The following is a 12,697-nucleotide window of genomic DNA, read 5'->3' on the forward strand; positions in this document are numbered from 1 at the left end:
AGCCAAGGCAGGATCAGTCAAGGCAAGCTCAGTCCAGGCAATCTGTACGGGCAGTGGCCAGCCGGGCAGCCCAGGCGGCGGCATAGGCGCGATTTGCTGCCTGGGCTGCTGGTTCGCTGCTGTTGAGCGGCTGGGGGAAGGTGCCACGTATCGCCGCATTGGTGACACAAAACATCGACTTCTGGAAGCTCATGCAGATTTTCACCCGCACATCTCCCTCCCCCCGAGTGCGCTCGCGATACCACTGGTGCAACCGCTCCGGCAGATGCCGGAACATGTCTTGCATCAGCAGGCTGGGTGGAATGCCGGCGCCCATGCTCGGTAGGGGGTCGGCAAATAGGGCGCCATAGGCAAACTGCGCCTGATCCGGTGAGATCTGCTGGGCCTGGGCATTGAAGCTAACCGTGCCCAGAAACGGCATGCCCCGCAGAAATACAGCCTCCACGTAGGGCACTGCCACATCCACCAGGAAGGTGAGACCGGCCTCCGGAGGCAGCACCCAGAAGTGTTCGCCGTCAACCTCCACTCCGTAGGTGATCGGGTTAGCAGCGGCGGCGACAAGTCCGTCCTTGATGAATTCGACTACAGCTTCAATAGACCCCACCCTGCCATCTGCCTCAGCCACGGCCAGATCGATGAAAAGATCGCTCATGACCCTCCAAAACTGACCAAGGGCGTGGGTAGTGGCCGCGCTACGAATCAGCTCGGGCAGGAAGCCCTTGAACAGGGGATTAAGCAAGGCCAGCAAGGGATCAAGTCGGGTCTTGCGGCGAATGATCGCTGCGCAGTTAGCCGCAAACGCATCGGAATCCAGATAGGCATCAAGTCCGCCGGTGCCATGCCAGAGCATGGCCTTCATGCAGTATTCGGCGTATTCGAAGTTGATCCGGTCGTGGATTAGGTGGCGCCAAATCTTGGCCGGATTTTTGTCACCGTCAAGGTATTTGAACAGTGGAAAGGGCAGCAGGAACTGCTGCTCGGCTTGGAAGATCAGGTTGATGCTGTAAGCATCCAGCACCTCTCCGTAGCTCTTGAGCACATCCACCACCTCGATTAGGTGGTCTGCGGATTCGCTGAGCAGGGTGTGGCCGCTGAGTAGCTGCTGTTCGAGTTCTAGGGCAGCAGGCCTACCCCCAGCGTGGACAAGTTCGGCCGAGATGATTGGCATCAGCCCACCCCCCACGGATGCAGGGCAGCTAGTTGCATTGCCGCCACCAGAGCTGGCAGTTGGGCCATGGAGGTGGAGGCAGCCTCACTCAACTTGCCGAGGCCCGAGGGCAGCAGCCCGATGGCCACTACGGCAAAGGCCAGACCCATTGCCGGGATGGTTTCGCGGGGCGCCACGGCGGCCAAGCGCACATCGAGGCGACCGTCGGCCACCGAGTCGGTGGCCGGTGTCACGGCCAGGCGGCCAAAGAAGGCGCGATTAACCAGCAATAGAAAATAAACCGCCGTAAGGCCCGAACCAACCATTGAAAGCAAGGTCGCCAGGGGGAAGGCTGTGATGCTGCCGCGGAACACCATGAACTCCGAAATGAAGCCGGCCATGCCAGGCATACCGGCACTGGCCATCACCCCCAAAATCATCAGCGTGCCTGTGAAAGGCAGACCCCGTTCAGGGTTGAGCAGACCATGCAGCACCGAAAGATCCCGGGTGCCCGTCTTGCGATACACAATGCCCACCAGCAGAAATAGCAGGGCTGAAATCAGGCCGTGGCTAACCATCTGGAAAACCGCCCCGAGCAGGGCTACCGGTGTGGCCGCCGCAGCAGCTAGCAGGATGTAGCCCATGTGACCCACGGAGCTATAGGCCACCATCCGCTTCATGTCCTGCTGGGCGATCGCTGCCAGGGAGCCAAACAGCACAGAAACGGCTGCCCAGATGGCCAATCCTGGCGCCAGCAGGGCCCAGGCCTCCGGGAAAAGACCCATGCAGAAGCGCAGCAAACCGTAGGTACCCAGCTTGAGCAGCACCCCTGCCAGCAGCACTGACACTGGAGTAGATGCCTGGGTGTGGGCATCGGGCAGCCAGTTGTGGAAGGGGAATAGGGGCACCTTGATGCCGAATCCCACCAGCAGTGCGCCGAGCAGCACCAGCTGTCCTCCCATCGCCAGCCTTTCACTGGTGACAGGGGTGAGGCTGAAATCCACACTGCCGGTTAATAGGGCCAGGCCTAGGAAGGCGCCGAGAATCAGCATCCCCGACACCGCTGTAAAAATCAGAAACTTTGTGGCCGCGTAGGCCCGGTTGGCGCCACCCCAGATGCTGATCAGAAACCAGAGCGGGATCAGCTCCAGCTCATAGAACAGGAAAAACAGCAGCAGGTTTTCGGCTAAGAACGCACCGTTGACCGCTCCACTGATAACCAGCAACAGGGCGAAGTAGATGCGGGGCCGCTGGTTGATGTCCCGGGTGCAGATCGCTGAAACCAAGGTGAGGGCACAATTGATCAGCACCAGCGGCATTGACAAGCCATCGACCCCGAGCCGGTAGTCGAGGCCGATGCTGCCTACCCAGACAAATGACTCCTGCAGCTGCATGCCACTGAGGCCTGTGTCGAAGCGGAGCAGCACCAGCAGGCTCCAAATCAATTGCAGGCCCAACACCACCAGGGCCACGGTGCGCATACGTCCGGGCGAGGGGTTGCCGGGCCATAGGGCCAGGGCAAGAGCACCCAGCAGAGGAATAAGTAGCAGCAGGCTCAGCATCAGGCGCTCCTCATCCGTGCAACCACTGCAGCGAGGTGAGCAGCAGCACAATCGCCAATAGGACCGTTAGGACGTAGGTCTGCAGCTGGCCGCTCACCGAGAGCTTCAGCCCTTCGGCGCTCGCCAGGGAAAGCCTGCCGATGCCATTAACAAAGCCACTTACCAGGGCCTGGTCGATCCAGTTGCTAAATCGTGCCAGGCCAGCCACCGCCGCCACAATCGTCACCCTGTAGATGCGCTCGGTGTAAAAGTCGTAGGCCAGCAGATCCTGGAGCAACCGCAGGGGCTGGAACATCGATCGGGACCAGAACTTGTGCAGGGGCGCCAGGCAGCCGCCTATTACTCCTGCCACGCCGCTTGCCACCACAGCAGTGGCGAGGGGCAGGGGGAAGGAGGCAAGGCCCGGCACCGAATCTATCCGTGCCATCAAGGCTGGCAGGAGGGCTACCAGCACGGTCAAACTCACCATTGGTAGGGCCATCAGCCAGTTGACCTCAGGGGCCCGCTTGGTTTTTGGCAGGGGCGCTCCCATAAACACCTGCCGGAATACCCGGGTGAGGTTGAAGGCTGTTAGGGCATTGGTGATCAGCACAACAGCAGCAAAAAATGGTGCAGTGCGGCCTAGCGCCTCCACCAGCAGGCCGAAGCACCAGAAGCAGCCAAGGGGCAGCAAACCCACCAGGCCCGCTCCCCCCACTAGGTAGGCGGTAGTGGTGGCAGGCATGCGGGAGCCCAGGCCACCCAGCTCGGTGAGGTCCTGGCAGTTGGTGGTGGCAATAACGCTGCCCACACTCATGAACAGCAGGGCCTTGGCGAGGCCATGGGCAAACAACAGCAACAGGGCAATAGCCGGCTGTTGCAGGGCGATTGCAATGAATACCAGGCCCAGATAGGAGGTTGTGGAGTAGGAGAAGGCCCGCTTGATATCCACTTGGGCGATCGCCACCAAGGCGCCAGCCAAGGCGCTGATTGTGCCCACCACCAGCAACACATCAACCGCCAGCGGTGAAAACCGCAGCAGCGGCATCACCTTGAGCAGCACAAGGGCTCCAGCGGTAACGACTACGGAGTTGCGCAGAATTGAGGCTGGGTTTGGACCCTCCATGGCCTCATCAAGCCAGAGGTGCATCGGGAACTGGGCGCACTTACCCATGGGTCCAGCAATCAGGCCCAGCCCGAGCAGGGTGCCCGCAAGCGGGGTCAGCGAACCACTGGCATGGGATTCAGCTGCCCACACATAAAGGTCGTCGAATTCCATCGAGCCAGCCCAGGCTGAGAGAGCGACTACGCCCATCAGCAGTAATACATCGCCAACCCGCTTGGTCAAAAAGGCGTCTCTGGCCGCCGTAACGACCAGTGGTTGGGCGTACCAGAACCCCACCAGCAGATAGGTGGAAAGAGTGAGCATTTCCAACAGGAAATAGCTCATGAACAGATTGCTGCTCAGTACAACTCCGGCAAGGGCGCCTTCAAAGAAGCCCACCAAGGCATAAAACCTGGCCAGGGCCCACTCCTTATCCAGGTAGCCCAGGGCAAATACCTGACCCACCAAGCTCAGTCCGGTCACCAGCTCAAGGGCGGCCAGATTGGTCAGGGATAGGTCGAAGCCAATGCGCAGGTCGAGATCGGCAGCCTGAAACCAAGGGATCTCGATGTGCTGAGGACCGAGCAGCCATACCTGCTGCAGGATCAAGGTGCCATGCACCACAGCCAGCAGCGTGACGATCAGGTTTAGATAGGCCGCAGGGCGAGGACCGTGACGCTTGATCCAGCCAGCAGCCCACGGCAGGGATAAAACCATGCCGCTGAACCCATAGAGGGGGATCAACCAGGCCAGCTGGATCGAAAGTGGCAGGGGTGGGGCGAACAAGGGGGGATGGGCGTTAGTCGGCTCAGAAGGTGGCCCGGTCCATCAAGGGGTTGGGGCTGGAGCCAAGGCTGCGCAGCCAGGCCCCCAGATCTTCGCCGTGGTGCTGTTCGTCTTTCCAGAGACTCCTGAACAGGGCTTCGTTAGCGCCATCACCCACCAAAACGCAAAAGCGAACTGCCTCGGCATAGTGATGGATGAGGTCGTTTTCGAGGGCCAAATTGAGCCGGAGCAGTCCGACTAGATCGGCGGCATGGGCAACGGGCCTCAACTGGGATGCGGCAGGAGCCACCCCCAGAGCAAGCATGCGCTGCACGAGGCGTTCAGCATGCTGCATTTCTTCCACCGTTTCGCGTCGAAACCGGGTAGCCGAATCAACATCTCCCCAGAGCTCCACTAGGGAGGCCTGGGTCATGTACTGCTGAACTGCGGAAAATTCCAAGCTCAGGGCGCGGCCGAGGTAACCCAGGACGCGCGGATGAACGGCGCCCATGGCCATCAGAGGCGACGGGTGGCAGCAGTTGCGATCAGGGCAGGCTCAACTTCGCTGTGGGGACGCGCGATGATGTGGGCAGCAACCAGGCCGTCACCGACGCGCTCACAGGCATCAGCGCCGGCACGCACTGCTGCATTCACCGCACCTGTTTCGCCACGCACCATCACGGTGACGTAGCCGCCGCCAACGAACTCACGGGCGATCAGGGTCACTTCAGCGGCCTTGGTCATGGCGTCTGCGGCTTCGATCGCCGGCACCAGGCCACGGGTTTCGATCATGCCGAGGGCGATGCCCTGAATGGAAGGAGCCATGGCGTTGCTGCGCGAAGGAGTGGTTGGGGGGGTGGTGCCGGCGCCCTTGCCGGCACCGGTACGGGGGCCGGTTGAGCTGGCGCTAGAGCGGCGAGTCGTGCTGGAAGCACGGCGCGCTGTCGAAGCAGCTGGCTTGGCTACGGCTTTCGCCGCAGGGGGCTGGGCTGCCGCCGCCGGCAGGGCCTTGGGGGCCGCTGCAGGTGGGGTCGAGCTGGCCGCCGCCTCTGCAGCCACCGGTGTGGAGCTAGCTGCCGCTACCGCGGGTGCGGATTTGGCAGCAACAGGTCCGCTGGTGGTGGATTTAGGGGTTGGGGTGGCCATGGCTCAGGAGTATGGGGGCTGGAGTGATGACAGGTCGCTCGGGCAGCTAGCTACCCGGGCCGCCTAGCCATCGGGCTCCCAGAAATCAATGATTCCGCCGATCGTGAGATCGGTCTGCACCTCGGGATTACCGCAAGCAAAACGGGCGGCAGAGCCACTGGCGGTGAATACCCAGTTACCTGGGGATGCACCGACTGGGTCGACGGCAACGCTCAGCTTGCCCTTGGCGGTGCGCAACACGCGCAGATTGGAGTGATCTAATCCAGCAACCCGCTGGCTGCAAACCAGAGAGCCGGTGACCTGCATGATTTCCATTAGCCAGCACCTCCTGGCAGAACTTGCGGCTTGCCAGCATCAGGATCCCAGTGGTCAATGATTCCCACGATCGTTAGATCGCTCGGGTACGACTTGCTGCCAGCGGCCTCGCGCGCAGCTGAGCTGCCGACGCAGATCACCCAGTCGCCTGGCACGCAGCCCACGGCATCAACTGCCACTTTCTGAGTGCTGCCATCGAGCACCACCTGCAGGTGCTTGTGCTCAAAATCTGGGATGCGATTAGTGGACACCAGTGGTTTTACCACCTTGCAAATCAACATGTCAGTGCCCTCCTCCGCTCGCGAATGTGATGGTGGAACCTACAGCTTCAGCTGGGGTGTGACGGTCTTGGTCCCGCACGGTGAGCAGGGCATGCAACAGACCCTGTTCAAATAGCTCGGGATAGCGGTTTTCCATGGCTGCTTGCACCCGCTGGCAATTGCGGATGGCTCGTTGCCTCGCCCCAGGCACCTTGCCGTTGTAGTCAAAGCGCACCACCACTGGCACAGGCAGGCCCCGAGAAACGTTCAAACCCTTGAAAATCTTGATGCCTACATCTAAATCGGGTGCTCCCTCCTCCACCGTGTCCATATAGGCGAAGTAAGTGAGGTTGCGCAGATGGATCTCCTTGAAGCCTATGCCCACACCGATAAAGCGCTCCGCATGGCCAGCATCGCCGTAGCTGCCCCGGTGGTACTGACGCACATAGTCAATCTGGGAGATGTTGTTCTCGATCAGGCGGGCTATCAGCTTCACCATGCCCGGGTCGGGACTGCTGGCCGCTGCCTGCTCCACCAGCGATTGAATGCGGGCCCGGCCCTCAACCGCATTGAGATGGCGGGTGGCCTCATAGGCCGCTTTTGCATCCAACCAGCTCTCCAGGTTGGTGCTGCCATCAATGCCCGGCACATGCACACGAATCGTGTCGGTGTCGGTGTCGATGCCGAGTAGCAACAGATCTACTGAGGCACCACAGCAGAAGCTGTTTTCAACGGCCTGCTGGAAATCCTTGAGCCGGGCTAGGCCACAGGAGGCGGCCAAGGCGTCATCGCTGCCGTGGGCAGCACAGCCCTCATGCAGTGGATCTTTTGAGCTGAAGTGGTAAAGCACCACCTTGAGGTAACGAGTGTCATCGTGCGCCGAATTGGGCTGACCTTCCCGGTAGCGGCGATGTTCAGTTTTGACCCAGCGGTTGACCGTGTTTTCGACGTCAAATAGGGCACCAGCATGGGAGCGCCGACGCACCGAACTGAATGGAATTCTCAGGGCATAGGCCATGGCGTGGGCTAGACGCCCGTCAGCGCAAGGGGTTGCGTCTAGTAGGTGGAATCCACAGGACAGTAGAAACTCATTGAAGGCTTCGGCTGCTGGACTACCGGGCTTGCCTCCCAAGGGGTCGTGTTGAAAGAAGGCGTCGCTAGTTTGTTCGTAGGTTTCAAATACACACCAAGCGAACAAAGTGCGCATGTCGAGCTGGCTTACCCAGGCCTTCTCGAGGATGGGCAGCGGCAACTCAAAGCCCAGTTCTGCCCTGGCCAGCCGCTGGGCCTGCTCAATGAAATCAGCCTCGTGCTGCAGGGCTGAAAGGCGCTTGAGCAAGGACACAATGCGATCAAATGCCCCTTTGACCTGATCTTCGTAGGCCCTCAGGACCCCGTTGAGCTGGCCATCGCTAAGCGGATGCAAGCCAGTCGCCACTAGCTCGCTCGCGGCAGCTGTGCCGGGCCGACGGCGGGGAGCCGTAGGAGCCAGCGGGCGATAAGCAGTGGCGAGAGGGCGTCGGGGCATCAGGAGATCAACCGCGGGCGCCGCCGGAAACCGTGATCAGAGAACCGGCCGTGGTGTTGCCGCTAGAACCGGTGACACGGCTGACAGGCTCGGGACGCTCCTCGTTGCGCTTCGGCTGGAGAGCTGCGGGCATCGAGGTCTTAGAGCCTGGCCGAGTGGGGTTGCGGCGCCGGGCCGACACTCCTTCCGTGCCGGTGACCCGATCACCCCGATCCCAGTCATCACCAGTGATCTTCAAGCCAGCAGAGATGCCTTCGCCGGTAACCCTGGAGGTTGGACGGGCATCCTCGTCAACGCTCACAGGAACCTCAATGGGCCCCCGGGCGATGTGGCTGCTGCCGCGACGGTCGAAGCGGAATTGCTCGGTGCCGGTGACCATGTCACCGGCCAAGTCAAAAGGGCCGGTAATCCTGCTGCCCTGCTCGTAGCTGGTGCCGGTTACGGCCCCTGCTGGTTCTCGCCCCAGCTGGGCTGAGCGAGCCGGGGATTGAATGCTGAATTGCTGCCAGGGCTGGCTGCCCGCCAGGGGTTGGGGGAAGTCGGAGTCTTGGGCTGCGGCGGCACCGCAGACCTTGGCGAGTTGATCCCCACCTATATAGGGAGTGCCTGTGACGGCTTCGCAGGCCCCGCGGCCGGCACCGGTGAGAACACCACCAATGCCTGGCTGTATGCCACTCATGCGGTTAGAGCCCCGCACCGGAGTGCGCTGACGGATTTCGGCGACGGACTTGCTGTTGCAAAAGTCCCCTGCCTGCTCAAGGCCGGCGTAGGGCGTGCCGGTTACGACCTTGCAGGTGCCGGGCTCATCACCGGTGACATTGGAGGAGCGACCAGTGTGGGTACCGCTGACGATCTGGGCCCGATTGGTGACGCTGAAGCCCACCTTGGCCGCCTCCGGCTCGGGCTTGCTGCCGCAGAAATCGGCGTATTGCTGGCTGCCGACGTATTCATCACCAGTTACCAGGCGGCAGCTGCCGGGCTCATCACCGGTGACATGCTCGCTGCGGCCCACATGGGTGCCGGTGATGCCCGTGCCCCGAAGGGTATGCAAGCTTGCAACCTTGGTAGGAGCTCGTCCGGTCACCTGGCCTTGATCGGATATGTACTGGGAGCCGGTGAGTTGTTTACCCGAGCCGGGTTCGTCACCAGTGACAAGGCTTGAGCGACCAACCATCACACCGGATACAGCCTGGCCGCCCTGGGTCTGGCTGCGCCCAACCTTGCGGGGGCTAGGGCTCGGGCTGGAGGTGCCGCAGAAGGCTGCTGACTGATTGGCGGAAACGTATTCGGTTCCGGTGACGTTCTTGCAGGTACCGGGCTCATCGCCAGTCACCTTTTCAGAGCGACCGACCTCATTACCAGTGACCCGGTTGCCATGGGTAGTGGCGCTAACTCGCACCTTGGCAGGTTGACTTGTCACTGGACCGCTCTGGCAGAAGGCCTGGAACACCTCGGCGCCGAGATATTCGGTGCCCGTAATGGCGCGGCAGGTAGCTGCTTCGTTACCAGTGGTTTTCTCTGAGCGATTTGCCTGGGTTCCAGTAACCACCTGACCAGAGCTGGTTTCGCTAACGCCTACCTTCCAGTGCGCTTCTGCGGCGGCTGCCTGTTTGGCGCCGTGGCGGTTTGGGCCGGAGGGGCGGGTGCCGCCGGCTCTGCTGGAACCAGCACTGCCAACCTTGGCCCGCAGTTCACGCACCTTCTGGGAAAGTTCGCGGGCGCTCATATCAGGATTGCCCTGGCGGGATACCGAAGCGGCTGTTGTGCTCTTGGGCGCGTTAGCTGACTTGCCACGCTTCGAGAGAGCTTCTCTCCGGGCAAGCACAAGGGCCCTGCTGGGATCCAGTTGAGAGAGGCGCTTGGCTGTGGCACGGCGATCGCCACTACTTGCGCTTGTTTGACTAGTGCGGTTACTGAGGCTCATAAGGGCCGGTGCAGCAGCATTCTCGCCCTGGCACTTGCACTTGGCTTCCGCTGCAGGTGCCTGGACTATGGGTGCAATTTTTGCCAGGTCCGTGCGAGTGCGGTCGCTGGAGGTGTCGGCACGTTTGCCGCGCTTGGAAAGGGCTTCCCGTCGGGCAAGCACCAAATCTCTACTGGGATTTGCGATTGGACGGGCCTGGGTGGTCCGGCTGGAGCCGGTAGGTGCAGCAAGGCTGCGGTGAGAGGCAGCAGCCCGGGCGTTCACAGCCGGGGCAGCAACTGGAGCCGCCTTGGCCACCGATGCTGAGGACTCCTGCGCTGCGGCTGTGCGGGTGGGGCGAGCGTCTTCAACCGAGCGCACACGGCTCGCACCGGAGGTGAACCGGCTGGCGGCTTTTTTGCCGCCGTTGGTGAGAGCCCTGCGGCGCTCCAAAGCTGCTTCCCGGCTGGATGTGCTGGCCATGTCCGCCCGTCGAATGGAATATCTGAAAAGGTGCCGACCAGTCCGCAGCGCGAACTAGCCAGCAGGGGAAAGGGGTTGGGGCCCAGGCCAATGGCTCGAGCCCCGGAAGGGCTGGGATCAGCGTCCTTCGAAAACCACGAAGCAGGAACCCTGGCTTTGGGTATAAGCGTCGTAGCCCACCAAGCGAACGTGGTGGTCGGGGTAGGCGCGGTGACAAGACTCAAGCTCGTTCACGATCACACCCAGATCCTTCTCGCCAAAGAAGGGCAGCTTCCAATAGGACCAGTAGGTAACCATGGAGTTGCTGGGATGGACATGCTCAACGAGCGGGCTCCAACCCTGGGCAATGATATAAGCGATTTGGTCGTAGATCTCGTCCTGGGTCATCGGCGGCAGGAAGCCGAATGTCTCCAGGGTGGCGACTGTTTGGTAGTCACCCACGGTGCTCTTGAAAGGCATGGGGATCCTTGTGTGGATGGAATGTTTGAACCTTGTATGAAAGGCTCTTAATCTCGTTCGTAGAGATTAATTTAATCTCTAGATCTGAATATTCCGTTCTGGGAGGTGAGTAGGCAAGTTGCCTGCCCCACTCACCATCTCAGACTGGCGATTTCAGGTGTCGAGCTTGTCGACGGTGTCGAACTCGAACTTGATTTCCTTCCAGGTCTCCAGGGCGATAGCTAGCTCAGGGCTGTGCTTCGCTGCTTCCAGAAGGATGTCGCGGCCTTCGCGCTCGATTTCACGACCGGCGTTACGGGCTTTGACGCAGGCTTCGAGAGCCACGCGGTTAGCAGCAGCACCAGCAGCCGAACCCCAGGGGTGACCGTGGGTACCACCACCGAACTGCAGCACCGAGTCGTCGCCAAAAATTGCAACAAGTGCGGGCATGTGCCAGCAGTGGATACCGCCGGAAGCCACGGCGAACACGCCGCCCATGGAGCCCCAGTCTTGGTCGAAGAAGTTGCCGCGGCTGCGATCTTCGGGGACGAAGGATTCACGCAGTTGGTCGATATAGCCGAGGGTCGACTGGCGGTCGCCCTCCAGCTTGCCGACCACCGTGCCGGTGTGCAGCTGGTCACCACCGGAGAGACGCAGGCACTTGGCCAGCACTCGGAAGTGGATACCGTGCTTGGGATGGCGGTCAATCACAGCGTGCATTGCACGGTGAATGTGCAGCAGCATGCCGTTCTTACGGCACCACTTGGCAAGACCGGTGTTAGCGGTGAAGCCTCCCGTGATGTAGTCGTGCATGATGATGGGCTGGCCCAGTTCTTTAGCGAACTCGGCGCGCTCATACATCTCTTCAGGAGTTGCAGCGGTGCAGTTGAGGTAATGCCCCTTCTTCTCGCCGGTTTCCTGTTGCGCCAAGTTGGTTGCTTCAGCAACGAACTCGAAACGGTTCTGCCAACGCTGGAAAGGTTGGGAGTTGATGTTTTCGTCGTCCTTGGTGAAGTCCAGACCGCCGCGTAGGCACTCATAGACAACCCGGCCATAGTTCTTACCGCTCAGGCCGAGCTTCGGCTTGATGGTGCAGCCCAGGAGAGGACGGCCGTACTTGTTCATACGGTCGCGCTCAACCACGATGCCGTTCGGGGGACCCATGCAGGTCTTGATGAACGCCATCGGGAAGCGGATGTCTTCCAGACGCAGGTGGCGCAGGGCCTTGAAGCCGAACACGTTGCCGACCAAGGAGGTCAGCACGTTGGTGATGGAGCCTTCTTCGAACAGGTCGAGGGGATAGGCAATGAAGGCATAGAAGGCTTCCTTGTCGCCAGGAACGTCTTCGATGCGGTAGCAACGGCCTTTGTAGAAGTCGAGGTCGGTGAGGAGCTCGGACCACACGGCGGACCAGGTGCCGGTTGAGGATTCAGCGGCCACAGCAGCGGCAACTTCTTCGCGGGGGACGCCTTCCTGGCCGGTGCATTTGAAGCAGGCCAGCAGATCGGTGTCGAGGGGGATGTAATCAGGAGTCCAATACGTGTCGCGGTACTCCTTAACCCCGGATTCGTACTTCTTAGCCATGAATGATTCTCCGGTTGGGTCGGTAAGGGAAATGGGTTGGTTAACGCCTCAGACGTTGGTCAACTCAGTCCTTCTGACCGGCGTAGTTGCCGTTGCCCAGGGCAGGCTCCACTTCGCGGTGGGGGCGAGCAATGATGTGCGCGGCCACAAGGCCGTCGCCCACGCGCTCGCAGGCATCGGCCCCGGCGCGCACAGCTGCGTTGACGGCGCCGGTTTCACCGCGGACCATCACGGTGACGTAGCCGCCACCGACGAACTCACGACCGATAAGGCGCACTTCGGCGGCCTTGGTCATGGCGTCAGCCGCCTCGATCGCGGGCACCAGCCCCCGAGTTTCGATCATGCCGAGGGCGATGCCCATGGATTCAGTTGCCATTACCTGCTCCTGGTGGAGGTGGGGTTGAATGTTCGCTCGCAACCATGGTCGGCAGCCAAACCCCCCGTCAAGCCATTTGGCCGGAACCGACCATCACTGTTGCGTC

General features: G+C 61.2%; 12 protein-coding genes. All 12 read right to left on the reverse strand.

The features are described from left to right. Positions 1-28: 28 nt before the first annotated feature. The 12 genes from KBY75_RS10420 to KBY75_RS10480 all read right to left on the reverse strand — a co-directional run bounded on the left by KBY75_RS10420 (position 29) and on the right by KBY75_RS10480 (position 12,591). Positions 29-1,168, reverse strand: coding sequence for a CO2 hydration protein (locus tag KBY75_RS10420; RefSeq protein ID WP_254937083.1), 1,140 nt, complete (start codon positions 1,166-1,168; stop codon positions 29-31). After that, positions 1,168-2,712: an NADH-quinone oxidoreductase subunit M gene (locus KBY75_RS10425; RefSeq protein ID WP_255023876.1), complete on the reverse strand. Its 1,545-nt coding sequence runs from the start codon at positions 2,710-2,712 to the stop codon at positions 1,168-1,170. The genes KBY75_RS10420 and KBY75_RS10425 overlap by 1 nt, the downstream gene beginning before the upstream one ends. Before the next feature lie 7 nt (positions 2,713-2,719). After that, entirely contained in the window at positions 2,720-4,579 is a 1,860-nt protein-coding gene (locus tag KBY75_RS10430) for an NAD(P)H-quinone oxidoreductase subunit F (RefSeq protein WP_254937082.1), read from the reverse strand. A 22-nt stretch (positions 4,580-4,601) separates the two neighbouring features. Then, positions 4,602-5,069 (reverse strand): ferritin-like domain-containing protein, encoded by a 468-nt coding sequence (locus tag KBY75_RS10435; protein WP_255023847.1) that lies wholly within the window; start codon positions 5,067-5,069, stop codon positions 4,602-4,604. 5 nt (positions 5,070-5,074) lie between these two features. Next, positions 5,075-5,704: a BMC domain-containing protein gene (locus KBY75_RS15380; RefSeq protein ID WP_315859082.1), complete on the reverse strand. Its 630-nt coding sequence runs from the start codon at positions 5,702-5,704 to the stop codon at positions 5,075-5,077. 63 nt (positions 5,705-5,767) lie between these two features. After that, a complete protein-coding gene (locus tag KBY75_RS10450) occupies positions 5,768-6,019 on the reverse strand; it encodes a carboxysome peptide B (RefSeq protein WP_254937079.1) in 252 nt (83 codons plus the stop codon). Beyond that, on the reverse strand, positions 6,019-6,300 hold the full coding sequence (locus KBY75_RS10455) for a carboxysome peptide A (protein WP_255023849.1): 282 nt from the start codon (positions 6,298-6,300) through the stop codon (positions 6,019-6,021). The genes KBY75_RS10450 and KBY75_RS10455 overlap by 1 nt, the downstream gene beginning before the upstream one ends. Position 6,301: 1 nt before the next feature. Beyond that, positions 6,302-7,807, reverse strand: coding sequence for a carboxysome shell carbonic anhydrase (locus tag KBY75_RS10460; RefSeq protein ID WP_255023850.1), 1,506 nt, complete (start codon positions 7,805-7,807; stop codon positions 6,302-6,304). A gap of 7 nt (positions 7,808-7,814) precedes the next feature. Further along, positions 7,815-10,193: a CsoS2 family carboxysome shell protein gene (locus KBY75_RS10465; protein WP_255023851.1), complete on the reverse strand. Its 2,379-nt coding sequence runs from the start codon at positions 10,191-10,193 to the stop codon at positions 7,815-7,817. 117 nt (positions 10,194-10,310) lie between these two features. Beyond that, positions 10,311-10,652, reverse strand: a complete 342-nt coding sequence (locus KBY75_RS10470; RefSeq protein ID WP_254937075.1) for a ribulose bisphosphate carboxylase small subunit — start codon at positions 10,650-10,652, stop codon at positions 10,311-10,313. Positions 10,653-10,805: 153 nt separating this feature from the next. Next, positions 10,806-12,215, reverse strand: a complete 1,410-nt coding sequence (locus KBY75_RS10475) for a form I ribulose bisphosphate carboxylase large subunit (RefSeq protein WP_106502475.1) — start codon at positions 12,213-12,215, stop codon at positions 10,806-10,808. Positions 12,216-12,279: 64 nt separating this feature from the next. Continuing rightward, positions 12,280-12,591 (reverse strand): BMC domain-containing protein, encoded by a 312-nt coding sequence (locus tag KBY75_RS10480; RefSeq protein WP_106502566.1) that lies wholly within the window; start codon positions 12,589-12,591, stop codon positions 12,280-12,282. Between the last annotated feature and the right edge of the window lie 106 nt (positions 12,592-12,697).

Origin of the sequence: Cyanobium sp. T1G-Tous, from assembly GCF_024345455.1 — a bacterium.
Classification (GTDB): domain Bacteria; phylum Cyanobacteriota; class Cyanobacteriia; order PCC-6307; family Cyanobiaceae; genus Cyanobium_A.